Origin of the sequence: Mucilaginibacter sabulilitoris (genome assembly GCF_034262375.1) — a bacterium.
Classification (GTDB): Bacteria; Bacteroidota; Bacteroidia; order Sphingobacteriales; family Sphingobacteriaceae; genus Mucilaginibacter; species Mucilaginibacter sabulilitoris.
This window is the reverse complement of the sequence record NZ_CP139558.1, coordinates 647,989-674,437: the sequence shown is the minus strand read 5'-3', so window position 1 is coordinate 674,437 and position 26,449 is coordinate 647,989. Positions and strand designations below refer to the sequence as shown.

Annotated in this window: 20 protein-coding genes and 1 tRNA gene; 12 read left to right on the top strand and 9 right to left on the bottom strand. The window is 42.2% G+C overall.

Annotated elements, in window-relative coordinates; all coding sequences use genetic code 11:
- Positions 1-16 precede the first annotated feature (16 nt).
- The 4 genes from SNE25_RS03005 to SNE25_RS02990 all read left to right on the top strand — a co-directional run bounded on the left by SNE25_RS03005 (position 17) and on the right by SNE25_RS02990 (position 2,881).
- Entirely contained in the window at positions 17-628 is a 612-nt protein-coding gene (locus SNE25_RS03005; RefSeq protein WP_321563608.1) for an anthranilate synthase component II, read from the top strand.
- 197 nt (positions 629-825) lie between these two features.
- A complete protein-coding gene (gene trpC / locus SNE25_RS03000) occupies positions 826-1,608 on the top strand; it encodes an indole-3-glycerol phosphate synthase TrpC (RefSeq protein ID WP_321563607.1) in 783 nt (260 codons plus the stop codon).
- 93 nt (positions 1,609-1,701) lie between these two features.
- Complete coding sequence (locus tag SNE25_RS02995; protein ID WP_321563606.1) at positions 1,702-2,550, top strand: NmrA family NAD(P)-binding protein; 849 nt, start codon at positions 1,702-1,704, stop codon at positions 2,548-2,550.
- 160 nt (positions 2,551-2,710) lie between these two features.
- Entirely contained in the window at positions 2,711-2,881 is a 171-nt protein-coding gene (locus tag SNE25_RS02990) for a hypothetical protein (protein WP_321563605.1), read from the top strand.
- Between the two features lie 98 nt (positions 2,882-2,979).
- Here the strand turns inward: SNE25_RS02990 and SNE25_RS02985 are convergent, their stop codons facing one another.
- Positions 2,980-3,513: an ester cyclase gene (locus tag SNE25_RS02985; RefSeq protein ID WP_321563604.1), complete on the bottom strand. Its 534-nt coding sequence runs from the start codon at positions 3,511-3,513 to the stop codon at positions 2,980-2,982.
- Positions 3,514-3,733: 220 nt separating this feature from the next.
- On the opposite strand from SNE25_RS02985, the gene SNE25_RS02980 reads away from it, so the two are divergent.
- From SNE25_RS02980 to SNE25_RS02970, 3 genes are all read left to right on the top strand, one after another.
- Positions 3,734-4,552, top strand: coding sequence for an SDR family oxidoreductase (locus tag SNE25_RS02980; protein ID WP_321563603.1), 819 nt, complete (start codon positions 3,734-3,736; stop codon positions 4,550-4,552).
- Positions 4,553-4,642: 90 nt separating this feature from the next.
- Entirely contained in the window at positions 4,643-5,533 is an 891-nt protein-coding gene (locus SNE25_RS02975) for a helix-turn-helix domain-containing protein (RefSeq protein ID WP_321563602.1), read from the top strand.
- A 93-nt stretch (positions 5,534-5,626) separates the two neighbouring features.
- Positions 5,627-6,607: an aldo/keto reductase gene (locus SNE25_RS02970; RefSeq protein WP_321563601.1), complete on the top strand. Its 981-nt coding sequence runs from the start codon at positions 5,627-5,629 to the stop codon at positions 6,605-6,607.
- A 59-nt stretch (positions 6,608-6,666) separates the two neighbouring features.
- On the opposite strand, the gene SNE25_RS02965 is transcribed toward SNE25_RS02970, so the two are convergent.
- The 5 genes from SNE25_RS02965 to metG all read right to left on the bottom strand — a co-directional run bounded on the left by SNE25_RS02965 (position 6,667) and on the right by metG (position 12,261).
- Complete coding sequence (locus tag SNE25_RS02965) at positions 6,667-7,167, bottom strand: hypothetical protein (RefSeq protein WP_321563600.1); 501 nt, start codon at positions 7,165-7,167, stop codon at positions 6,667-6,669.
- Positions 7,168-7,308: 141 nt separating this feature from the next.
- Positions 7,309-8,349: a methyltransferase gene (locus SNE25_RS02960; protein WP_321563599.1), complete on the bottom strand. Its 1,041-nt coding sequence runs from the start codon at positions 8,347-8,349 to the stop codon at positions 7,309-7,311.
- 397 nt (positions 8,350-8,746) lie between these two features.
- Positions 8,747-9,652 carry an aldo/keto reductase gene (locus SNE25_RS02955; RefSeq protein ID WP_321563598.1) on the bottom strand — a complete coding sequence of 302 codons (906 nt, stop codon included), beginning with the start codon at positions 9,650-9,652 and terminating at the stop codon, positions 8,747-8,749.
- Between the two features lie 320 nt (positions 9,653-9,972).
- Positions 9,973-10,044: transfer RNA gene (locus SNE25_RS02950), tRNA-Arg, on the bottom strand.
- A gap of 147 nt (positions 10,045-10,191) precedes the next feature.
- On the bottom strand, positions 10,192-12,261 hold the full coding sequence (gene metG / locus SNE25_RS02945; RefSeq protein ID WP_321563597.1) for a methionine--tRNA ligase: 2,070 nt from the start codon (positions 12,259-12,261) through the stop codon (positions 10,192-10,194).
- A 98-nt stretch (positions 12,262-12,359) separates the two neighbouring features.
- On the opposite strand from metG, the gene SNE25_RS02940 reads away from it, so the two are divergent.
- Both SNE25_RS02940 and SNE25_RS02935 read left to right on the top strand, forming a co-directional pair.
- Positions 12,360-13,301 (top strand): S66 peptidase family protein, encoded by a 942-nt coding sequence (locus SNE25_RS02940; protein WP_321563596.1) that lies wholly within the window; start codon positions 12,360-12,362, stop codon positions 13,299-13,301.
- Between the two features lie 36 nt (positions 13,302-13,337).
- Positions 13,338-13,745: a DoxX family protein gene (locus SNE25_RS02935; RefSeq protein ID WP_321563595.1), complete on the top strand. Its 408-nt coding sequence runs from the start codon at positions 13,338-13,340 to the stop codon at positions 13,743-13,745.
- Positions 13,746-13,814: 69 nt separating this feature from the next.
- On the opposite strand, the gene SNE25_RS02930 is transcribed toward SNE25_RS02935, so the two are convergent.
- Both SNE25_RS02930 and SNE25_RS02925 read right to left on the bottom strand, forming a co-directional pair.
- On the bottom strand, positions 13,815-15,281 hold the full coding sequence (locus tag SNE25_RS02930) for a SusD/RagB family nutrient-binding outer membrane lipoprotein (protein WP_321563594.1): 1,467 nt from the start codon (positions 15,279-15,281) through the stop codon (positions 13,815-13,817).
- Positions 15,282-15,291: 10 nt separating this feature from the next.
- Positions 15,292-18,546: a SusC/RagA family TonB-linked outer membrane protein gene (locus SNE25_RS02925; RefSeq protein WP_321563593.1), complete on the bottom strand. Its 3,255-nt coding sequence runs from the start codon at positions 18,544-18,546 to the stop codon at positions 15,292-15,294.
- 184 nt (positions 18,547-18,730) lie between these two features.
- Between SNE25_RS02925 and SNE25_RS02920 the strand changes: the two genes are divergently transcribed.
- The 3 genes from SNE25_RS02920 to SNE25_RS02910 all read left to right on the top strand — a co-directional run bounded on the left by SNE25_RS02920 (position 18,731) and on the right by SNE25_RS02910 (position 23,787).
- Positions 18,731-19,063, top strand: a complete 333-nt coding sequence (locus SNE25_RS02920; protein ID WP_321563592.1) for a PadR family transcriptional regulator — start codon at positions 18,731-18,733, stop codon at positions 19,061-19,063.
- Positions 19,064-19,087: 24 nt separating this feature from the next.
- Positions 19,088-20,758, top strand: a complete 1,671-nt coding sequence (locus SNE25_RS02915) for a PspC domain-containing protein (RefSeq protein ID WP_321563591.1) — start codon at positions 19,088-19,090, stop codon at positions 20,756-20,758.
- Between the two features lie 578 nt (positions 20,759-21,336).
- Positions 21,337-23,787: an outer membrane beta-barrel family protein gene (locus SNE25_RS02910; RefSeq protein WP_321563590.1), complete on the top strand. Its 2,451-nt coding sequence runs from the start codon at positions 21,337-21,339 to the stop codon at positions 23,785-23,787.
- Positions 23,788-23,933: 146 nt separating this feature from the next.
- On the opposite strand, the gene SNE25_RS02905 is transcribed toward SNE25_RS02910, so the two are convergent.
- Complete coding sequence (locus SNE25_RS02905; protein ID WP_321563589.1) at positions 23,934-26,435, bottom strand: M14 metallopeptidase family protein; 2,502 nt, start codon at positions 26,433-26,435, stop codon at positions 23,934-23,936.
- Positions 26,436-26,449 lie beyond the last annotated feature (14 nt).

Below are 26,449 nucleotides of genomic sequence, written 5' to 3'. Positions count from 1 at the left end.
TATAAGATATAATAACATGAACGAGCAACAGAATACCTCAAACACCCCCTTCAGGGGGCCGGGGGGCATATTAATAATTGACAATTACGATTCTTTCACCTATAACCTGGTGCATTTGGTTAATGAGCTTGGCCTGCAATGCGAGGTTTGGAGGAACGATAAGTTTGCCATTAGTGATGTGGATGCTTTTGATAAGATCATTCTTTCGCCGGGACCCGGCATACCTTCGGAAGCCGGGTTACTGCTGGACGTGATCGAAAAGTATTCGCCTACCAAAAGTATCTTTGGCGTATGCCTGGGACAGCAGGCCATAGCCGAGGTGTTTGGCGGTAGTTTATACAACTTAAGTCAGCCAATGCATGGCGTAGCCACTCCCATAAAGGTTACTAACAGCCAGGAGCAGCTTTTTAAAGGCCTTCCGGAGAGTTTTAAGGTTGGCCGCTATCATTCATGGGTAGTAAGCGATAAAAACCTGCCTGAAGTGCTGCAGGTAACCGCGATTGACGATGCTGATAATTCGATCATGGCATTAACCCACCGGGAATATGACGTGCGCGGCGTACAGTTTCACCCGGAGTCGGTATTAACCGAGTATGGAAAACAGTTAATGCAAAACTGGTTGAGTTAATACAACCGGTAAATAATAATAACTTTGTGTTAATACGGTATCACTTGGTATGGTGTTAAACACTTTGTCATCCTGAGGAACGAAGGATCTATCTATTGATGCATATTGTAGAATAGATGCTTCACTTCGTCCAGCATGACAAACAACTTTTTTAAACTTTAAACAAAATAAATCCCCCCTTCTGGGGGTTAGGGGGCATGAATATACTTGATAAAATAGTTGCCAATAAAAAAAAGGAAGTAGCATCGGCCAAAAAACGCACTTCATACGTAGAGCTGGAAGAGTCTGAATATTTCCACCGCGAAACCTATTCGTTCAAAGATTTTTTGCTCGATCCACAACGCAGCGGAATTATAGCCGAGTTTAAACGCAAGTCGCCATCAAAAGGCATTATTAATGATAAGGTAAGGGTAAGCGCGGTTACTAATGATTATGCCGCGGCCGGCGCGTCGGCCCTGTCTGTTTTAACCGACCGTAATTTTTTTATGGGCCGTAAGGCCGACCTGGTAAAAGCCCGTTCGGTAAATACTATCCCTGTATTGCGTAAGGATTTCATGATTGATGAGTACCAGGTGATTGAAGCAAAATCATTGGGTGCCGATATTATTTTGCTGATAGCCGCCATACTTTCACATGCTGAAATTGATAACCTCGCTAAACTGGCTAAAAGCATTGGCTTAAATGTGCTGCTGGAGGTACATGACCTTGAGGAGCTGGAACGCAGTATAAACCCCAACCTGGATGCCATTGGCGTAAACAACCGTAACCTTACCGATTTTACGGTATCGGTAGAAACATCGTACCAACTGGCAAAACATATCCCTGCCGAGTTTCTGAAAATATCAGAAAGCGCCATCAGCGATCCGGCAACCATCAGGCATTTAAAACTGGAGGGCTTTAATGGCTTTTTAATAGGCGAAACCTTTATGAAGCAGCCCGATCCCGGCCAGGCCATGCGCGATTTTGTAGCGCAGTTGTAAACAACGAAACAAAGTGCCCTCAAAATAACCGCTGTCGGTTTTGTTCAATTTTCTGATTTCGGAGCAGCATAGTTTTGTTAAAAAAACAAGACCATGAAAAATCAGGAAAACACAGAAAAACAAATACTGGTGCTGGGTGGCACCGGAAAAACCGGAAGCCGCGTAGTCGAACGCCTTATACAAATGGGCTGTTCGGTACGGATCGGGAGCCGCAGCGCGGAAATACCTTTTGACTGGAATAACCAGGGCACCTGGCTCCCGGTGCTAAACGGCATGGATGCTATATATATCACCTTTCAGCCGGATCTGGCGGTACCAGGTGCAGTAAACGCCATCCGTACGCTAAGCAAATTGGCAGTTGAAAGCAATGTTAAACATCTTGTGCTGTTATCGGGCCGCGGTGAAGAGGAAGCACAAGCATGTGAAAAAATAATAATGGATGCAGGCATCAACTGGACCATTTTGCGTGCAAGCTGGTTTAGCCAGAATTTTAGTGAAAGTTATCTTTTAGATGGCATTTTAGCGGGGCACATGGCATTACCGGTTGGCAACATCCCCGAGCCTTTTATTGATGTAGATGATATTGCCGATGTGGCGGTTGAAGTTTTGACTAATGATAGTCACTATGGTGAGCTTTATGAACTAACCGGACCACGTTTATTAACTTTTCAGAATGCTGTAAACGAAATAGCGGCCGCCAGCGGTCGGGCGATTCAATATGAGCAGATCTCTATGGATGATTATAAAGCCATGCTTACCAAATATAAGGTGCCGCAAGATATTATATGGCTCATCTCCTACCTGTTTACCGAAGTACTTGATGGCCGTAATGCCAGCCTTGCCGATGGTGTACAACGTGCCCTGGACCGTAAACCGACTGACTTTTCTGAATATATAAAAAAGACCATCGCCACAAACGTCTGGAACAACGAAACTGCCTGAATTTATTATATGTTCCTTACAAAGATCAGAGGTTTATCGGCCAATTTTCGCGGATAAGAAACAACAAATATTTTACGGCTTGTATTAATCAATAATGCTATTTAATTGTTAAATTTAAATCCCGCACCTGTGTTCAACAACTTAAAAGGAGGAATATGTCATGCTAACCGAAAAAAAGACAAATGACCTATCATCCGGGTATGATAAACGTCTTAAAACCGAGGGACCACTTTGTGAAAAGGATGAGCAGGCAAGAGCTATAGAGCGTAGTAAAAAACTCCAGGCAGAGGCCCTTAAAAAGTGGCGTGATATGCACCCGCAAACCGGGTAAACAGTCATCGTAAACTTTTAATCAGTCTTCCTTCTTCCTGCAAACAAAAGCCTTCAGCAAGTAAACTGAAGGCTTTTGAGTTTTATTATCACTGCGGGCTATTTCTTTTCGGGCATCTTTATACCCAATTGCGCAAAATAGGTTGCTTCTGACTGTATTGACCGGTGCGAGGTTATTTTGCCTTCTTTATTAAAGGTAAAAATATCCGCGTCAGCGGCCTTAAATGTTTTTTGTGTTGGCTTCATTCCCATAAACTCATTCTTAAAAGTTCCGCTCCAAACGCCGGTTACAATTACGGTGTCGCCTTGCGCTACGGCCTGCAAACTTTCTGCCTTAAAATCAGGGAAGGCTGCTAAAAAGCCTTTCATGTTAGCTTTTATCGAGTCGAGGTTTTTCATCGGTGGATATCCTCCGTTACCATAATCTATAAAATCGGCCGAGCAATCTTTAAACACCCCTTCTACATCCTTTCTGCCCATCGCCTCATCTGAGTTAAGGGCAGTCATTTTATTTCTTGCCAATATGGTTGCTGTACTATCGCTACCACTCCCTCCTGAACTGGTTTTACCCTCGCAGGCAAACAAAAGGCAGGCTATTACCATAACAGCCATGCCGGTGATAATTTTTCTCATATTTTAAGTTTTGGTGTACTATAAATTTACTATTAAAGTTTTATAATACAACACTTTAGCAAAACATGTAACTTTACTATACAACATTATAAAAATTCATCAAGGCCGACCAGCGGTTAAACCTATTCCGCAAAATGTATCTGTATTCCCGGTTTTTGTATAAATCCGTCCGGGAGGTCCGCGATAACTTTGATTCATAATTAATTTCAATAATTTAAAAATGGCAAAGACAATTTTTATAACAGGAGCTTCCCGCGGATTTGGTAAAATCTGGGCCGAAGCATTTTTAAAACGTGGCGACAAAGTAGTGGCCACTGTAAGAAACCTCGATTCACTTACCGACCTGGTGCAAACCTATGGCGAGGCCATACTTCCAATTCAGCTGGATGTTACTAACCGTGAAGCTTGTTTCACGGCAATTAACCAGGCAAAAGAACACTTCGGTACCATTGACGTATTGATCAATAATGCCGGCTTTGGCTTATTTGGCGCTGTTGAGGAAACCAGCGAGCAGGAAGCCCGTGACCAGATTGAAACCAACGTATTTGGCTTGCTATGGGTAACCCAGGCTGTATTACCTATTATGAGGGCCCAAGGCCACGGACATATTATACAGGTTTCAAGTATTTTAGGGTTGGTTGCATTGCCCGTTCTTGGTTTGTACAACGCTTCGAAATTTGCAGTGGAAGGATTAAGTGAAACACTGGCATTGGAAGTAAAAGGATTTGGTATTAACATATCATTAGTTGAACCTAACGGATTTACAACCGACTGGGCCGGCGCTTCTGCAACGCATGCTCAATCATTACCCGCATATGATGGCGTGAAAGCCGCTTTCCAGGCAAGCATGGCCGAGAGCAGCTTTGGTAATCCCGAAGCAACTACGCCAGCTATCCTTAAACTGGTAGATTCAGCAAACCCACCGTTACGTTTATTCTTGGGTAAAGTAGCATTTCCGTTTGCTAAACAAGTGTATGAACAGCGTTTAGCAACCTGGGAAGAGTGGCAGGATGTCGCTGTTGCCGCTCACGGCGAATAACCAGCATGACATTTTACATTGGCTAAACTAAATAGCCCGGCATAATTCATACTTTTAATAGCGTGAATTATGCCTTTAATATTAACGGATATGAAACATTATAAAAGCTTAAGTGAGCTGAGTCGTGAAAACGGAATTACGCCGCCGGAAAACCCGCTATTTAGCCTTTATCGTTGTAATAAAGCCTGCACGCTTGGCGACAGGGAGTTTACCGGTGATTTTTATATGATCGGTTTTAAAAAAATAGCCGCGGGCGTATTTTTATATGGCCGTACCAGATATGATCATGATAATGGTTCTATGTCGTTTATTAAACCACGGCAGGTAGTTGAGTTTAAAAACCTGGAGCTTGATGAGGATGGCTTTCTTATTTTTCTTCACGAGGATTTTTTAAATGGTCATGCACTTCATTCAGAAATTAAAAAGTATGGTTATTTTGACTACGAGACCAACGAAGCCCTCCACCTCTCACCAAAGGAAGAACAAATTATCTGGGAGCTGTTTAGTAAGATAGAAACCGAGTATTATAACAACCAGGACGAATACAGCCGCGATATTATCCTTGGGCATATCGATTCTATATTAAAATATTCGCAGCGTTTTTATAAAAGGCAATTTATTAATCGTATTGACGTATCCGGGAAAATGGTTACCCGGTTTAATGAAGCGCTTTCCCGGTATTTTGAAAAAGGCCTACTGCTTGAAAGAGGGTTGCCTACTGTAAAATTAATGGCAGCCGAACTTCATCTATCGCCAAGTTATCTAAGCGATCTTTTAAAACAGGAATCGGGTAAAACGGCTATTGAACTGATACACATTTTCCTGATATCCGAAGCAAAAAACCTGCTTAAAGGCTCGGATAATAATATTGCCGAAACCGCCTACAGCCTGGGGTTTGACAACCTTCCTTATTTTTCCCGTTTGTTTAAAAAAGAGGTTGGCGTGAGCCCTAACCAGTTTAAAAGGCAGATTGTAAATTAGGCTTTATACTGAGTCACATTTTTGTTATGATGATCATCCGTTAAAACCTATTTAAACGGTATTTGTAGCTTTGAATAAATTTAAAACGCTACTATGGATTATATAAGATTTGGTAATACCGGCATGACGGTATCTCGCCTGTGTTTGGGTACCATGACTTATGGTACACCTACCGAAAGATGGCCATGGGCATTAAACGAAGAGCAAAGCCGCCCCTTTATTAAAAAATCACTTGAACTGGGTATAAATTTTTTTGATACTGCCGATGTTTACACGGCCGGTGCCAGCGAACAAGTGGTTGGCAAAGCACTGCGTGATTTTGCCAAAAGGGACGAGGTGGTAATTGCTACTAAAGTTTTTAATGCTATGGGTCCCGGCCCTAATGATAAAGGGCTTTCGCGAAAACATATCATGAGCGCCATTGATGCCAGCCTACAGCGGTTAGGAACAGACTATGTAGATCTGTATCAAATTCACCGGTGGGATTACAATACACCTATAGAAGAAACCCTGGAAGCACTGCATGATGTTGTTAAAGCCGGCAAGGCTCGTTACATTGGCGCGTCATCTATGTATAGCTGGCAGTTTGCGCAGGCCCTATATACTGCCGATTTACACGGATGGACCAGATTTGTATCTATGCAGCCGCACTACAACTTAATATACCGCGAAGAAGAACGGGAAATGATCCCGCTTTGCCAGGATCAAAAAATAGCAGTAATACCATGGTCGCCGCTGGCCCGCGGGTTACTTACCGGAAAAAGATCAAAGGAGCGCAATGAAACCGAACGCGCTAAAACCGATGCCTTTGGTAAAATGCTGTATAACGAGCCTACCGATTTTGATGTTGTAAACCGCCTTACCGAAATAGCTGCAGAAAAGGGCATTCCTAATGCACAGGTGGCTTTGGCATGGATGTTCCATAAAACCGGAGTTACCTCTCCTATTATTGGGGCAAGCAAACCGGGTCATCTGGAAGACGCCGTAGCAGCATTAGCTGTAAAACTTACTGATGATGATATGAAACGGTTGGAAGAGCTTTATAAACCCCACCCGGTATTGGGCTTCTCCTAAATGTCAGTCGCCGTCTGAATAACCCGAGTGTTCCACACGTGTATGTGGAACACTCCGGATTACCGCGATTTTCTTTTTACAATTTTTTCTATTTCCTGGTTATTTATATCTCCAATTTCATTCCAGGTTCTCCATCCGGGCCACCAGCTTTGTGTTGAGGTGGAGATTGTTGAATCTGGAATTTGGTTCACAAGTTTCCTCAATTCGTCATCAACCAAAACCTTATTCTTATTATAAAGGGATTTAGGCATTGCAACGATCAGTCCCTCTTTTATGTTTTTTAAGGTTGGATAATTGTATAATCTTATAAATAGGTCGGGCGGCATATCATTGTCGCATACCCAATTCCAGTCAGGCGCCCATATTTCTGTATTAAAAAAAAGGATAATTTTATCTTCCGCGTTTCCGTTCCAGTATTTTGTTGTCCACTTAATATTGTTTTCCTGACTCCATTTCATTCGACCAAACCCGAGCCAGCGGTTTTCAAACTCATAACTTTGAAATGTACGCATAAATGCCTGCGCTGTTGTTAGTTTTATAAGCGCATCTAACGAAGGCATCAGAAGCTTCCATTTGTCCCATAAATATAGATCACATGCTGTTTGGGTGTTAATAACCCATAATCTGTATGTTCTATATCTCCATTTAATCATTTCTTTATCTAGCTATCATTTTAATACATCTGTTGTCATTAACACGGCTTATTTGTATGCAATTGCTGCGCTTGATGGCCCTGCTAACGGAAGTAACGAGGTTGATTTAAACCCTACGATATTAGCCCAGCGGTTAAAGTCGGCAAATGTGTAGTCAAATCCTGTTCCTGTTTCAATAAGCATATTCAAACTCATCATCATACCAAAAACGTTTTGCTTTCTTTCATCATCTATTATGCCCTCAATAGCTACAAATGCCCCGCCAGCGGGTAGTGCGTCATAAGCTTTTCTCATTAGTGATACTTTATTTTCTTCGTTCCAATCATGCAGGATATTTCCCATTACTACAACGTCTGCCTTGGGTATTGGCATCGTGAAGAAATCGCCACTTGCGGCATTTACACGATCTGATAACCCGAACTGCTGTATGGTAGCATTTGCAATAGGCTCAACCGGTGGAAGGTCAAAACTTGTACAATGCATATGGACATTATGCTTTGCGACCATAAGTGAAAGCAGCCCGGCCGAACCGCCTACATCAATTAGCGTTTTATATTTTGTAAAATCAAATTCTTGAGCAAAAGCCATAAAATTACCCATTTGGATGCCGCTCATCGCACTGGTAAATTCTTTTAATTTTTCAGGGTCCTGGTATATCAAACCAAAAAAATCTTCGCTCCTTTTTGCTTCGTTTTGCGGAAGTCCGGTAAGCAGTCCCTCCCCCAGGCTACCCCAAAATCCATATAAACGGTTGTTCATCATTTCAAGGATCCCTCCAATATATGATGGTTTGTTCTTGTCTAAAAATGCATCTGCGTCTAAGGTATTTGAATAAACAGCGGTATCCAGAATACCCTCACGCTTTAAAAAACCGAACACGGTTAAAGCATCTAAAAAATCATAAACATTCCTGTCTGTGCATTTAAGCCCTAACATGTTTTTAATGTCTTTGGCCTTCATGGTTTTCTTTTCGGCAAGCCTGGTAAATAATTGAAAACTCACTGCGGTTAAAAGAATTTTTGAGGCCCAAAAGCCTGTGCCAATTTTCATAATGTTTTCAGGCGATGGCAGGTTAGTTTGCTGTTCCATTTTTTTAATTATCGGTTTTAATAAATTGGTAATGGCTTCCATAAAATTCTACCCGGGTGGGCAAAAATCAGGTTATCTAAAATACTGGTATTTAATTAGATATAAGAATAAAGGTTTTTTTTGATAAACGGCTGATCAACTTTTGTGAAACGTGTTGAAAAACGTCCAATGTTCACGTTCACACCCGCGTGAACACCCATGAACATTTGTGAACACCCTGTAAATCAGCAACTAAGATATTTTACGGTATTACCACGCACAACTGAATTAAAAGTAATTTAAATAAAAACTCTTCAGATTTCATTGAAGCTCCAATAAAAAGCCTTCGCGGTGAATGCGAAGGCCTTGAATAATTAGTGATGCGCCAACGGCGGATCGTTTTGTGTTATGGTGTTGTTCAGTTACCTTTTGCAATGAAACCAGGAACGCCAGTTTTTACCACTTCATTCAATCTCTGTCTTGTCTGAATGTTATTGATTTCATCGAATGCATCTTCCGGCAGGGAGGAGATGTCAAAATTCTCGCGTGCCCGGGCTGCGGTTCGGGGCGTAGTAAGTAAAGCTGTGCCACGCTGAATTGCCCAGGCCAACAGTACCTGTGCCGGCGTCTTTTTAATCCGTTCGGCAATAGCCAAAATGGTTGGATCGTCAAGCGGCCCGGGCTTTATTCCGTGCCCTAATGGCGCAAAAGCCAGAAATACAATACCCTTCTCCTTGCAAAATTCCAAAAGCTCCGTTTCCGGCAAATATGGATGTGCTTCGACCTGTATTACAGCTGGTTTGATTCTCGCCGATTCATAAAGGGGTAATAGCTCGTTCAAGCTGATGTCAGACAAACCAATTGCCCGGCACCTGCCACTGTCCACGAGATGCTCCATCGCCCGCCAGGTGTCGGCCAAAGTTACGTCGCTGTCGTAAATAACGTTACCATTTTGATCCCGCGGATCCTGCTCTTCTCCCGGTTGAAATGCAAATGGAGTGTGAATGAGATAAAGGTCCAGGTAGTTAATCTGAAGCCGCTTCAGGCTCGCCTCGAATGCCGGCTCTACACGCTCGGGCCGATGATTGGTGTTCCACAACTTTGTGGTAATAAAGATATCTTCGCGGGTAAGTCCTCCGGCGGCAAGCCCGGCCTGCAACGCCTCGCCCACTTCGCTCTCATTTCGGTATCGTTCCGCGCAATCGAAGTGTCTAAATCCGGCTTCTAGGGCATCCCTTGTAGCACTTATGGTTGCTGCCGCATCCGGAATCAAGGTGCCAAAACCGAGTGCGGGCATACCTATGCGGTTATTTGTTGTCTCCATTTTTATAGTATTTATTCTGTTCCTTTTTTGTCAACCACTTGGCTAACGTTGCTTTAAGCCTTAAATTAAGTTACAACAAAATACGTCACGAAATTCCAGGAACTGTGTGACCTATATCACATTTTGAAAGGAGCCTGGATTTCAATTTAAAAGAAGTTGTATTATTTCGCTCTGCTAAACGACAAGGAAACCCTAACTCTTTTATGGCTGATTTGCATTGTCGGGAAAATTGAAGGATTAGGTAACAAAAAAGCCTCCAGATTTACATCTAAAGGCTTTTCAATTTTATTCCCATGCTTGGCATACGGTGGGTCATTTTGTGGTCCCGACGAGAATCGAACTCATATCTAGAGTTTAGGAAACTCCTATTCTATCCGTTGAACTACGGGACCTTTTTATAGATAAGCTTTACAGACTCATCCGTTATCAGCTTGCAAAGGTGCAAATTATTGATGAAAAATCACACTCCGGACAAGCAAAATTTATCGGCTGTTCTTTTGCCCTCCATCTGCATACCTGCACATCTAAAATCCACACATTTACCTGATAACCGAGCCGTTATGAAAATCATCAACAGGCGATACAAAACTGAGTTTGCCATCGCTGTTTTCGGCCATCAGGATCATTCCCTGCGAAACTATACCTTTTATTTCGCGTGGCTCCAGGTTTACCAGTATACTCACCTTATGCCCTACTATGGCTTCTGGTTCGTAATATTCGGCAATGCCCGATACTACCGTACGCTCATCAATACCGGTATCTATAGTAAGCTTAAGCAGTTTCTTGGTTTTGGCTATTTTTTCGGCGGCTAAAATGGTACCCGTACGGATGTCCATGGTACTAAAAGTTTCGTAATTGATATTCTCCTTCGCCGGTTGTACATCTGCCGATTTTGGCGGCAAAGCAGCCTTTTTATCTTCTAACTTTTTAAGCTGTTTTTCAATCGCTTCGTCCTCAATTTTTTCAAACAATAATGACGACGGATTTAATTGGTGCCCATTGTTAAAATACACCTCCTGATCATAGGTGATAGCCTCATTTGGCCAATTAAGCATGGTTACGATCTTTTTAGCAGTAGCCGGTAAAAACGGCTGCGCGCAAGCGGCCAGGTGCCCTATTAGCACCAGGCAGTTATGCAGTGCTTGTTTGGCATCCTCTGGGTTGGTTTTGATCGTTTTCCAGGGCTCCTTTTCGGTGAGGTAGCGGTTACCGAGGCGGGCAACATCCATCACAGCCTGCAGGGCCTGGCGATAACGGTATGCTTCGAGGTTTTTCTCAATTTCGTCATAGTAATTGCCAAGCTCCTGGTTAAGGTTACCGTCGGTAAGTTCAATACGGTCGGTATCGCCCTCAATTTTACCATCGTAAAACTTGTGCATCAGTATCATTACCCGGTTCACAAAATTGCCCAGTATGGCTACCAGCTCGTTATTAATACGCGCCTGGTAATCTTTCCAGGTAAATTCACTGTCGCTGGTTTCGGGCAGTATGGAGGTAAGCACATAGCGCAGTTCATCCTGTTTACCCGGAAACTCTTCCAGGTATTCATGCAGCCAAACGGCGTGGTTGCGCGAGGTTGATAATTTATCGCCCTCCAGGTTTAAAAACTCATTAGCAGGCACATTTTGCGGCAAAATATACTCGCCATGCGCATGCAGTATAGATGGAAAGGTAATACAATGAAATACAATATTATCCTTACCTATAAAATGTATCAAACAAGCGTCGTCCTGTTCATCCGCCTGTTTTTTCCAATATAGTTTCCAGTCTTTATTATTATCAATAGCCCATTGTTTAGTGGCCGATATATAGCCTATCGGCGCATCCATCCAAACATACAGCTTTTTGCCTTTGGCATCTGCCAACGGAACGTCTATACCCCAATCCAGGTCGCGCGTCATGGAACGTGGCTGCAGCCCCTGTTTAAGCCATGATTTACACTGACCAAAAACATTAACTTTCCAGCTGCCTTCTTTTGCGTCAATCCATTGCTCCAGCCAGGGCTGGTATTTATCAAGTGGCAAATACCAATGCTTGGTAGGTTTTAACACCGGAGGTTTACCGCTCAGGGTTGATACCGGGTTGATCAGATCTGTCGGGCTTAACGATGTACCGCATCTTTCACATTGATCGCCGTAGGCATTCTCGTTGTGGCAATTGGGGCAAGTGCCCACAATATATCTGTCGGCCAAAAACTGGTCAAAATCCTCGTCGTAATATTGTTCGCTTATCTTTTCAATAAACTCATCCTTTTCATACAGGTTCAGGAAAAACTCCTGCGACAGTTCATGGTGTATGGGCGACGAGGTGCGGTGATAAATATCAAACGCAATACCAAACTGCTCAAAACTATCTTTTATTTGCTGATGATATTTATCAATAATAGCCTGGGGTGTGGTACCCTCCTTTTTAGCCTTAATAGTAATAGCTGCGCCATGTTCATCAGAGCCGCAAACGTAAACTACATCTTTTTTCTTGAGCCTTAAATAACGTACAAAAATATCGGCCGGGATATATGCACCTGCAAGGTGCCCAATATGCAGCGGCCCATTGGCGTAAGGCAAAGCCGATGTAATGGTATATCGTTTATATTTGTTGAGTTGTGACATGACGTAAGCGGCATTATAAATAAGCTGCAAAGATAATTTATTAAGTCGGAAACTCCGGAAGCGGGAAAGCCCGAAACACAGAAAGTTTTTTATTAACTATGGATAAACCCTCATCTATTATTGCCTTGGCAGATACTCAGGCTCTCGTTGCTATACCATACCTTAAAAAAGGCGACAAAATTGCCATCACCTGCCCGGCCAAAAAACTGCCCAAACCAATGGATGATGCTGTTGCCTTACTGCAATCATGGGGACTGGAAGTAATTTTGGGCGATACCGTAAATGCATCCTATCACCAGTTTGCCGGCGATGATGAACTGCGCGCAAAAGATCTGCAGCGGTTTATTGATGACGACAGCATTAAGGCTATTATTGCTGCACGGGGAGGTTATGGCACCATCAGGATGATTGACCTGGTTGATTTTAGCCACTTTGCTCAACACCCCAAATGGCTTGTAGGTTTTAGCGATATCACCATATTGCATACCCACCTGTATGCAAATTACGGAGCACAAAGTATCCACGGCCAAATGCCGGTAAATATTCCCGATGCATCGGCACACTCATTGAAAACCTTGCGTAAAGCACTATTTGGCGAAGATCTTTATTATCAATTTCTATCGCATACCTTGAACCGGACCGGTAACAGCGGCGGCATACTCATCGGCGGTAACTTATCATTACTGGTGGCGGTGTCAGGCTCGGTATCTGACATTGATTATGCTGGTAAAATATTGTTTATTGAAGATGTAGGCGAATATCTGTATGCCATTGATCGTATGCTGCGCTGCCTGAAACGTGCCGGTAAATTGAGCAAACTCGCAGGTTTGATAGCAGGCGGGTTTTCTGATACTAAGGATAATGACATCCCGTTTGGGCAAACTGTACCTGAAATTATTATGGATGTTGTAAAAGAGTATGATTATCCGGTGTGCTTTGACTTTCCGGCTGGCCATATCCCAGATAATTGCAGCTTAATTTTCGGGCGACTGGTTGAGTTGTCGGTACAGGAGCAGCAGGTAACCGTTAAATTTTCCTGAATCAGAAATTTACCCCTTATAAATTCAACACAAGCTATGGCAGTATTAACAAATTTGAGCAACTACAAAAACCTGGGCCTCCTGATCATCCGCATTGGCCTGGGTATTACGTTTATTCACTACGGATACCCGATGCTTACGGGTGGCGTTAACAATTGGAAGGAAGTGGGGTATTCCACCAAATACATTGGCATTCACTTTTTGCCTGTAGTTTGGGGATTTTTGGCGGCTGTAACAGAAACTTTTGGCGGTTTTCTATTAATTATAGGACTGACCTTTCGACCTGTATGCATATTGCTTTGCCTTACCCTTATTATTGCCGCATTTACCCATTTAGGTAAAGGCGAAGGGTTTTCAGGAGCGGTACACGCCATTGAAGATGCGCTGATATTTGCAGGCCTTTTATTTGTTGGCCCCGGCAAGTATAGTGTGGATAAGAAGTAGCCTCAAAACCACCATTAAAAAAGCCTTGCTCAATATTGAGCAAGGCTTTTTCTTTATTATTTACCTGAATTAGTTTTTATCAAAAAATAATTTAGTAGTTACTTTATCGCCACCAATTGCTGCAGCAGCTTTGTTATAATTAACTCCGTTTACGTTTTGCTCGTTAACAGGGTAGGTAAAACGAACAGGGAACGCTGTTTGCGCAGTTTCCGGTGCAGTAAGTACAGGATAATCTAACCTTCTAACTTCTGTCCAGGCATCCCAGCCCCTGTTATAAAGGGCAAGGTATTTTTGAAGCGCGATTTTTTGAAGAGGAGTTGTTCCGGTTGCTGTAGCAAACTTAACATTGGCCTGAGCTAAATAAGTAACAGCTTCAGATGGCTGCGCTCCCCAAAAGGTTATTGAAGCAGTTATACCTTTGTTATAATGGTCTTCAACAGAACCGGCAATAAATCCTCTTGATACGGCTTCGGCTAAGTTAAGTTCAGTTTCAGCATAATCAAGCAATAAACCCGGGAAATCTGCATTGGTAATTTTACCAATAGATGAGCTTATCAATAACGGACCTGATGGTTTTGAGAAATCACCAAAAGCGGCACTCGCACCAGGATCTGCACCGGCATAAATATTCGTTTTTAAGTTATTTACTGTAAAATAGTACGGAAGCCTTGGATCTGCTAAAGGTGTCTGCGGATTCAGGAAACCCATAATGGTACTGTTGGCAACAAAATCCTGACGAGCACTTTGCACAAGATCAACCCAGATTGGATTTGTATTTGGCGGGCTGGCTACATATTTAAACAAGGCATTGTCGTCGTTTGAGGTAAATACACCGGCTGTAATTGCAGATTGAACAACCTCTTTTGCTTTTGCAGCGTCTAAATCTGCAATAGTTATACCCATTTTCAGTTTAAAGGAAGCTGCAAATTTTTTCCATTTAGCTACATCGCCACCATAAATTACGTCGGCAGTTCCGAAGCTTGCAGATGCTGTGTTTAAAGCTGCAATATCTTTATCTAAACGGGTTAGCATGTCATAATATGCAGTTTTAGCATCATCAAACTTAGGGAATGGTTTGCTGATATCTAATGCATCGGTATAAGGGGCATTACCAAAAGTGGTAAAAATGTAATAGTAGCAATACACCTCCATGATATCAGCAATAGCTATCTCGTTTTTCTGCACACCAGCATCTGCAACATCTGTAGGGATCAACAGTTTTGAACGCTCTATGTTTTGAAGAGCATCCCTGTAAATAGCATTCCACAGGTTATCAGGGATAGGGCGAGTGGTGATATCATAGTTACTTTCATCTGTATAAGTGGTTTCCTGCCATTGCTGCGCTACTAAACGGAATATGTTCAGGTTAACGTTAGATGAGGTTACGGTATTGGTTATTAACCTTTGTCCGTAGGTGAAGAACGAAAACGACGGCACAATTGCCGGGTTCTTGGGGTCTGTATTCAGACTCGCTATATCTTTTTTACAGGCCGAAAGCGTCGACACCAGTAAAAACAGTGCAAATATTTTTTTCATCGTTATTTAATTAAAAACGTAGTTTCAGATTCAGTGAAATAGTACGGGTAGTTGGGTAAGAACCTACCTGATAACCTTGTAAGTTACCTGATGACAAACCCTCTTCCGGATCGGCATATGGTAAGTTTTTGTGCATTATCCAAAGGTTACGGCCGATAACCTGGAAGGTAACTTCTTTAATTGGACCAATGTGCGACAGGGTATTCTCCGGTATAGTATAACCTAAAACAGCCTCTCTCAGTTTCACATAACCGGCGTCGTATACGAAAGCTTTATCTGGTAAAGTAGCATAACCAAATGCACCATAGTTACTTGCACTTACACGTTTTGTGTTTGGCTGACCATCTTCGGTTACACCAGGCCTGATGAAACCACCACCGTTTGCAAGGGTGTTACGTACAGGGTTACCAAGATCGTTGGTGTAAACAGTTTCAGGATAAAGACCGGTTGCTAAACCATAGTACATATCTGTTGAAAATACAGATCCGCCTTTACGAATATCTATCAGGAAGCTAAAGTTAAAGTTTTTGTATCTGAAACTGTTATTGATACCACCTATCCATTTAGGATTTGCGTTACCTATAGTTTCGGTAGGACCGCTTTGCAGGTATTGGCCGTTTGCGCCAACAACTCTCTGACCGTCTTTATATATAAAGTCAGTTCCGCGAATCGTACCAAATGGCTGATTTAACGTTGCATTGATAGAAACACCACCCTGATAGCTGTTAAGCTGCAGGTTGCTCGCTTCCTGGCCCTGGTCGTCTTTAAACAATTCGGTAACCTTGCTTATGTTTTTTGTGAAGTTTAAAGTCAGTTTCCAGCTAAAATCTTTGGTGCTTACAGGGGTACCGTTTAATGATAACTCGACACCTTTGTTTTTAACTGTACCAGCGTTCAAATAGCTGAAAGAGTAACCTGTAGCTGTTGATACGTTTACAGGTAATATTTCATCAAAGGTTGATGTATTGTAATAGCTACCGTCAAAACCTAAACGATTGTTAAAGAAAGCCAATTCCAAACCGGCCTCTGTACTTCTTGTACGTTCAGGTTTTAAGTTTGGATTGTTTTTAGTGGTATTAACGTTTGCCTGCGGAATAGAGCCGATTGGCGGATTGATAGTATAGTTATCCAAGACGCTGTAAACCGGTGCATCGCTACCAACCTGTGCGTAGTTAACTCTCAATTTTCCGTATGATAACCAGTTGTATTGTTTAAGCAGTTCGGAGAAAACAAAACCTAATGATCCGGATGGGTAATAATAGGTATTATTAGCTTCTGGTAAAGTTGATGACTTATCTCTTCTTATAGTTCCATCCAAGGTAAGGAAGTTGTTATAAGTAAGTGTTGCTCCGGCAAAAATACCGTCAACTTCTCTAAGTGATTTGTTTTCTATAGGAGCGTTAGGTGCATTCAGCGAGTTCGCGATTGAATATAAAGAAGGGGTAAACAAACCACCGTTTGTTATCGCATAAATATTCTGGATGTTTTGCTTACGAATGTTTGTTCCTAATAATGCTTTCAGGTTAAATGAATTTGAAAGCTTTTTGTCAACGGTGGCTAACAGGTCATAGTTTGTTTCGGTATATGATCTGTTATTCCTTGAATAATATGGAACACCAACGCTGGTAACATTTTTACGCTCTTCATCAAGTTCTGTATATGAATCTAATGAGGTTCTGCCGGTAATAGTTAACCAATCGGTAGCCTTATATACAGCATTCACGTTTCCTAAATACCTGTTACGGGTATCTGTTTCATAGTTTTGGTAACGTACATAATAAGGGTTATCCCAGAAAATAGCTGAGAAGTTACCAGCCAGCGGATCGGCATAATTCCAGGTAATATTTTTACCTGTTCTGTCATAAGCAGCTTTTAAGTCCTGCACATCATTGTTAACTTCCCACCACTGCCTAAAGTTGGTCATTACGTTTCTGCCACCAGCACCATCATAACCGGTACCTGGTCTGCCGCGACCATTAATGTTGAAAAAGTTAACAGCACCACCTACTGTTAATTTAGAAGTGATGTTATAAGTACCAGCTAAATCAACCTGGTTTTTATTGATGTTACTATTCGGAACAATACCATTTTCATTGCTCCTGGTATAACCTAATTTAAATGTTCCGGCATCGGTACCATTGGTAATCATGATGCTCTGGTTATTTGAAATTGGTTTTTCAAAAAAGGAAGTCGGGTCATTTTTTGCAGCAACCCATGGAGTAGCTTTTTTATAATTAGGAGAGGTACTGTCAAACGCATCCCATTGATAAACCATCAATTTAGGGTCAAACGCTGCACCATAAGACGCATCTTCTGTTGTTGGAGTAACCAAATCAGGTTTACCATCGCCATTAACATCGCCATAAAAGAAATGGGCAGTGGGGTCGCTATAATAAGCGCCGTAACCAGCGCCATAGCTGTGCTGATAAGTAGGGAAGGTTGATTTGACTAAAGAACCCTGGCTAATGCTGCTGTTGATAACAATACCCAAACCTTTTTTAGCTTTTTTACTGGTGATTAAGATAACACCATTGCTACCACGCGAACCGTATAACGCACTCGCAGCCGCACCTTTTAATACCGTTACCGATTCTATATCATCAGGGTTAATATCAGATGCCGGGCTACCGTAATCATATCCTCCGTTACCATCTTGCTGAGCCAGCTTTTTAGGATCCGGACGGGCATTCAGGTTAGAGTTATCAACCGGAACACCATCAATTACAAAAAGAGCCTGGTTATTACCGGTAATAGATTTTACACCACGTAAAACAACGTTTACAGATGATCCGAGTGCATTGTTCTGACGAATCTCTAAACCTGCAACTTTACCTGATAACCCAGTTACAAAGTTTGATGATCTGGTTTTGTTTACCTCCTCACCGGCAACCTGTTGTGCTGCGTATGATTGTTGGTTACGTGTTCTGGTTATACCTAACGCGCCTGTTACCACAACTTCGCCAAGTTGTTTACTTGATACCACAAGTTTTACATTTACCACAGAACCGGTAACCGGAATTTCTTGCTGTGCATAGCCAATAAAGCTAATGATTAATGTTGCACCTTCAGGAACACTTAAAGTGTACTTGCCATTGGTTCCGGTTTGAGTACCGATTGTAGTTCCTTTTACTCGTACTGTTACTCCCGGGATGGGTAGGCCGTCTTCTTGGGCCGTAACCGTACCAGTAACTGTACGGTTTTGTGCAAATGTCTGCGTTACGCATAACAACAGAACGCACAAACTTGCTAGTAGAAGTTTTTTCATTGCGTTAATAATAAGATCAGTTAATAGTTAATTAATCATAAAAGTAATGTTACATTATTAAAAAGTCAAGTAAAATCTTCTAAACGGCTACTTTTTTTTTAAAAAAGCAAGATTTAAATAATAAAGTTTATAATTATAGTACTATGTATTGCATAATACAATCTAAAACATATATCTTTGTATCATGATTGTCGAAAACACACAAACCCAAATGAGGAAAGGCATACTGGAGTACTGCATTCTTTCCATCATAGCTAAGGGCGAAACATACGCGTCAGATATCATTTCTGAACTCAAAAAAGCCCAACTGCTTGTAGTTGAGGGTACTCTGTACCCGCTATTGACCCGGTTAAAAAATAATGGTCTGCTCACTTACAATTGGGTGGAGTCAATTTCAGGGCCGCCACGTAAATATTATGTTCTTTCTGAGGAAGGAAAAAACGTGTTGGAACAGCTTGATAAAACCTGGCAGGAGCTGGTTTATGCTGTTCAAACAGCAATTGGCGACAGAAAATAAAAAAACCTATAAAAATCACAGATCATGAATAAAACTATCATCATAAATATAAACGGCATCGTATTTCATATAGAAGAGGATGCTTACGAAGTACTCAGAGCGTACATGACCGATGTAAAACGCCATTTTGCAACGTCGGCCGACAGCCTGGAGATAACAACAGATATTGAAAACCGGATTGCTGAAATGTTTAACGAGGCACTGGCCAACCAAAACACACAGGTTGTTGTAGAGGCTGATGTTAAGCTGGTTATTGAGCAAATGGGTACCGTAGAAGATTTTGAGTTTGCAGAAACCGACGATAAGACACCGGGTAACAATCCTTTTTCTTATAACACAGAGCGCCGCAGGCTTTTTCGTGATCCCGACGATCATTTGGTTAGTGGTGTAGCTGCAGGCATTGCCAATTATTTCGACATTCAGGCCGTGTGGATCAGGCTCGCTTTTGCATTATCATTTGCTTTTGCCGGGAGTGGTCTTATTTTGTACATTATATTATGGATAGTTATACCAAAAGCTGTTTCTCGTGCCGACCGCATGGCTATGAAGGGCGAAAAGCAGGATCTTAAAGGCTTTAAAAGGAGCTTTGAAGAAGAAATGAGCTCGGTTAAAGAAAACCTTTCCAACTTCAGGCACGAAGCAAGACCGTTTGTTTACAAAGCCCGTGATTTTGCCGGCGATTTTTTTGATCACCTTGGTACTTTTTTAAGAGGAGCGACCGGCTTAGTGGTCAAACTGATTGCCATAGTTATTCTGCTAACTTGTTTTGGCCTTGCTATAGCGCTTATTGTTAGCTTAATTGCACTAATAGGATTTGGCAAAACAGACATCTATCATATATTTCCGTTCAATATCGTTAACCGCGATACCAATATGATATTTTTAACCGGTGGTTTTTTATTGCTGGCTATACCTTTATTAACCATTATATTATTAACTATAGGCTTCCTGTTTAAAAATGCCTCCTTTAACCGCTCAATAGGCACCACACTATTATGTATATGGCTGGCCTCTATGGGCGCCGTAATATATTATGGGGTAAGAGCATCTGCCGATTTCAGGGAAGGCGCCAGATTAAGCAAAACCATCAATGTAAAACCAACCGCCAACAACACCTATTATTTGGAACTTAACGACGCCAAATTTTTAACCAATGAAGACAGCACCCGCCTGCGGATTAAAGAACGTTTTAATGGTATGATCATTTTAGATGATGACTACAATGGTGATGACTGGGATTCGCCCGACCGTGTAAGCATTGATATTGAAAAAAGCGACGTGGCCCAACCTGTTTTAGAGCAATCATGTATTGCCCGCGGCCGCAACGACGAGGATGCCCTGATCAACGCGCGAAATATCAGCTACAGGTTTATACAAAAAGATTCGGTGTTAAAGTTTGACCGCCACCTGGAAAGGCTTAATAACGGATTGTGGCGCGGGCAGGAACTGCACATGACCTTAAAGGTTCCACTAAACACTAAACTGGTTATTGACCGGAAACTCGACCGCAATATGAATTTTAACTTGTATGATTGTGAACAGAGTAATACGCCGCGCAATCCGGCCGGGGCGGTATTTATTATGAAGCCTGATGGTTTACAGTGTAAAATAGATACGATCCCGACTGTAAAGACTGATACCCTGAAAACCCAGCCTCCCGTTGTTACAGATACCGTAAAAAAACCGGCTCAGTAAAACAAACATAAGCCAATCATACCAAATGAAAACCCTGATAAAATATATAAGCCTGCTATTGTTTAGCGGGCTTATTATACCCTTCTATTATCAGTCCGCTACAAGTTCAAAAAAGCAAATACAAGTTTCAGCTATTCAGTTTAATATCGGGTCTCGGGGCTTTTTATTTGTTTGTGATATTATAAAAAACAGCTTCCCGGTATTAAAAAATTTAAAGCAGTTGTAACCTTCCGGCATGTTTTTGCATCTTAATGTAAAACAACACAAGCACAACACCATGTTAACAGGCAGCATAAGTTTTAATAATTGAAAGGAAGATTGACTCATTCATCGGTATTTTTCGGCCGTTTACCGGAAGTTTAGCCGCCTTCGCCTAAAAGCATTATATAAAAACCTATTCTGTTAGCAAATTTGAGGTATAAATCACAACATCATGAAAAAAAATCGCCTATATATCATAATATACTAAACACACTGCCGGGACTTACCGAAAACAACTAAAAACTTATTAACCATTTTTAAAAAGAAGCATATTCTTTAATGGCACCTTATTGCCTTTACTTTTTAACACCGCAACCATGAAAACTAACATACTCAACATATTCCGCACACTCCTGCTTGTAGCTATCAGCTGGAGTACATCATTTGCCCAGGATGGCAAATCAGGTGGCACCAAAGTATCCGGCTCCCTATCAAATGAACAAGGTAAGCCCATGGATTACGCAACCGTAAGCTTGCTTAGAGCCACCGACTCTACCGTTGTTAAAGGTGCTTTAAGCAATGACAATGGTGTTTATACCTTTGATCGTATCAATGCGGGTAAATACATTGTTAAAGCTACCGCCGTAGGATATGAAAAGGCCGCAACCAAACCTTTTGTCGTATCAGAAAACACAGCAACCGTAGCTGCTCCTGCTTTAAGTATGAAAGCCGGCAACACTACTTTAAACACAGTAACCATTACAGCAGCCAAACCGCTGATAGAGCGCAAAATTGACCGCACTGTAATGAATGTTGAAAACAGCGTACTTGCGGCCGGTAACACCGCGATGGAAATACTGGCCAAAGCGCCTGGTGTTACAGTTGACAAGGATGACAATATAAGCCTGAAAGGCAAACAGGGGGTCACTGTAATGATCAACGATAAGTTAACTTACCTTACCGCTGCGCAATTGGCTACTTTGTTACGCTCTACCGATGGCAATACCATTAAATCAATCGAGATCATTACAAACCCTTCGGCTAAATACGATGCCGCCGGTAATTCTGGTATCATCAACATTAAATTAAAAAAGAACAGCCAGTCGGGCACAAACGGAAGCGTTACTGTTGGCGTTGCTAAGGGCAAATTCTGGAGGGACAATTCCAGCTTGAATTTAAATCATAAGTCAGGTAAGCTGAATGTATTTGCCACCTTAAGCCGTGGCGATAATAAACGCGACCGTGATATTAATATTGATCGTATCACCCGCGATAGTTTAGGCAAGCCAAGCTATTTTAACCAGCTTACCAAAATGCAGCCAACCAACCATTACAATAACTACCGTGTTGGCGCCGATTATGATATGACAAGCAGGAACACTATTGGCTTTGTAGTAAGCGGGTACTCAAACAGCTGGCTGGATAGCAATAATGGAAAAACCAATATCAGCGCTGCGCCAAATCAGGTCGATTCATCTTTGACCACCGTATCAACCATTAACCAAACCTATAAGAATTTTGCCGCCAACCTGAACGATAAGTTTAAGATAGATACCAGCGGCCAGGAATTGAGCATTGATCTGGACTATTCTAAATTCAAAAACAACTCCATCGCTCAATATGACACCCATTACTTTTTGCCCGATGGCAGTCCGCAGCATGCGCCTCAATTGCTGCGCAACCAAACACCATCAAACATCACCATATATACAGGCAAGGTTGATTATACCAAGCCACTATCAAAAACTGTAAAATTTGAAACCGGTGCAAAATTCAGCAGCGTTAAAACAGACAATGACCTGCAGGCTCAAATATTTGACGGTAACACCTATATTAATGATACTACCCGTACCAACCGTTTTATTTATACCGAAAAAATAACCGCCGGCTATTTAAATTTAAATAAGCAATTCAAAAAAACATCGGTACAATTAGGGGTGAGGGCCGAGTACACACAATCAAATGGTAATTTGATGGGCAGTACCTCTGTAGACCGCAGTTACCTTAACTTTTTCCCAAGCGTATTTATTAACCATACGCTTAATGATAAAAACGAGATCAGCTTTTCATATAGCCGCCGTATTGATCGTCCGGGATATGACGACCTGAACCCCTTTATATATTATCTTGACCCTTATACCTTTTCAAAGGGAAATGCTTTTCTTAAGCCACAATACACCAACAATTTTGAATTTAATTTCACACACAACAAAAGCCTTAACATAAGCCTTGGTTATAGCCGCACTACCGATGTGATCACCGAAATAATATTAACCGAAGGCCAAAAATCTTTCCAAACCAGTCTGAACCTGCAAACCCAGAACTCGTATAGCCTTAACATTGATGCGCCCTTTACCATTACCAAATGGTGGACAGGCAATATCAACATCAATAGCTTTTACCTGGGCTTTAAATCAGATTCTGTCGGAACAGGAAGGTTAAGCGACGGGCAAGTGACCGTTCAGGCCAAAACAACACAAACATTTACATTTGGCAGCTATCGCTTTGAAATCATGGGCGACTACCAATCGCCGCTTACTTACGGTATATATAAAATAAAACCCCGTTACGGTGTTGACGCCGGATTAAGCCATTCATTCGCCAATAAAAAGGTAAACATAAAACTGGCGGTTGATGATGTATTTAACATCCGTCGTAATAATGTAAGCAGCCACACCCTGGGTAACGATTTCGATATCAGACAAAGAAGCGATTCAAGGGTTGGCCGTTTAACCTTTACCTACAATTTTGGTAACAGCAAAATAAAATCACGCGAACACCGCAGTGGTGCCGATGATGAAAAAGGAAGGGTAAAGGGCGGTAATTAGGCCAAGCCCCCCTGCCCCCTAAAGGGGGAGCTTTTTATTTGCAAAACGGCCTGCATTAGTTTGTAATGCAGGCCGTTTTGTATTTTTTTCGATATTGCCAATCAAGAGCTCCCCCTTTAGGGGGCAAGGGGGCTTGGCAGGGGGACCTACTGTACCATAAACACCGCGTTGCTAAACAGCAGCTTTCCGTTTTCCCAGAAACTCCGGAACAGCGGATCATCTACCATATATACTACCGAACCACGACCCAATGACTGCACGCCGAGCAACAACCCATTATTGATCTTCAACTTTGACTGTGCACCTGCAAAACCCGACACATAACTGTTCTTTTTAATGGTGCCTACATTCCAGCCATCATCATTACTCAGCAGGTTATATATATCATCATTAAGCTTAAGCGAATAGTAATAATTGGGTAAGCCAAAACCCAGCGGATGGGTATTATCAAGGTTCAGTTTAAATATTGCACCAGGAATCATGGAGCGAATGGCATCGCGGTCACGCTCTCCATAGAGTTTTACCGTTTCTTTTTCCTTCTCTTCGACTTTATCATCCTTTTTCTCTTCTTTATTTTTAAGGGCGAAGCCTTTTTTATCGGCAAGTTGCGCAACCGTATTTTCTATGGCAATAAGTTTGCCGCCATCACGTATCCAGTTTTGCAGCTTATCAGAAGGAAAATCATCATAGGTACCATCGGGAAAAATGGCCACATCAAAATCAGCAAGCCGGGTGCGGCCCAGGTCCTGATATTTTACCAGCGAAACAGGATAACCTATTTGCTGCTCAAACAAATGCCAAACCTCGCCCATGGCTTCTGCATTAACTCCTTCGCCAGCTATCAGCATTACACGTGGGCGTTTTATATATCTTATGGCATCTGATCCCAAATCCGCGCCTTTATCAACAAACCCCGATGATAAAGAAGTAAGTCCTTCATTAAGTTCGGCGGCAGTGCGGGTAACTACCTGGTCAAAATCGGCGCCGTCGTTGCCGGCCCTCGTAATAAGCAGCGAGCCGGGCATAAACTTTTTACCTCCGGCCTCAAAAGCTTTTTCAGAATAACGTACTTTAATGCCTTTTTTAAGCAATGCCGACAAAAGCTTCACATCATTAACCGATTGCCAGGTGGCTACATAAGCATACGCGCGGCTGTTAATCAATTGTTGTGGTTTAGCAATACTCTGCCTTGAGCTGGCTGGTTTTAATGATTCTTTTACCCCGTAAGCCTTTAAGCCATATGCGTATGGCAAGGCCCAGGCTGTAATATCATACGTGTTTGAATCGGCTATAAAGGTTTTAGGTTCCAGCAATACATGCAGCAAAACCGCCTTGGGCTGATGGGCATTTATAACCATATCGTCTGCTCCAACTTTATATTGTTCTGTTTTACCTGTAAAGTAATCAAATCCAATAATGGTTTTATCATTTAAACCAAAGCCATACTGTATACCATTCCTGGTCAGCATGCCAGCCAGCGCATTGATGTTATTGTGATTATCGTTTTTAATAATGTAGGTTTTGTATATACCGGGTGGGTTAATGCGGCTATTGTCATAAAACTTTTTAAACTCATCAAGCAGCTTTTGGGCATTTGCCGATGCTATTTCAACAGTGCCTAAAGCCGTGGTATGATGATGGGCTATACGCTGGGCAAGCGTAAGTGTATCGCCGCTACGGGTAAGTACAGCCAGCCCTGCACTGATGCCTCCCTGCTCATAAGTCATGCCGATGGATCCGTTATACAAAGGATAAGTGTCACCGTATGACGGATAAAGCAGGTCAAACTCCTGCTTGGTAAAGTACATCCAGCCATTCTGGTCAAAGTATTTAGCATTGTTTTTACCAATGATAACCTGAAAATCGCGTTGCCATTGGGTTATATCTTTGTGATAAGGCTCGGCTGCCGGGGCAAAATAATAAGGGGCATTGTATCCCTGCTCGTGGTAATCAACATGAACCTCGGGCAGCCATTGGTTAAACAAGGCAACACGTGCCTGTGTTTCCTTTTGTGTTTGCCAGGCCCAGTCGCGGTTCAAATCAAAGTAAAAATGATTGGTACGGCCACCCGGCCACGGCTCTACGTGCTCTCGTGATATAGGGTTAGCATCAGGCACCTCGCCATGTACCGAATTATAGAAATTAATATAACGGTCGCGCCCGTCGGGGTTTAAGCAAGGATCGATGACAACCACTGTGTTTTTTAGCCATGCTTTTGTAGTGGTGTTCGAGGGGTCAACCATATCGAACAAAGTCCACATAGCCGCCTCACTCGAAGCCGGCTCATTACCATGAACATTATAACTCAGCCAGGTAATCACCGGCATATTGGCAATTACGCTACCCTTTTCCATACCGGCAAGGCGTAAATTATTATGTCTTATTTCTTCCAACCGGCCAATGTTCGCATCTGATGCAATGAATACGGCCAGTAGCGGCCTTCCCTCATTGGTAGTGCCAAACTGTTGCAGTTTTACGTTTTTCGATACCTGGGCAACATATTTAAAATAGTCAACAATACGGTAGTGGGGTGTAAACTGATCTCCGAGCTTATATCCTAAAAACTCATCAGGCGATTGTATTTTTTGAGCGATGGCTGACGATAAGGAAATAAAGGTTATTAAAACAAACAGTAGTCTTTTTATCATAGTACTAAAGATAC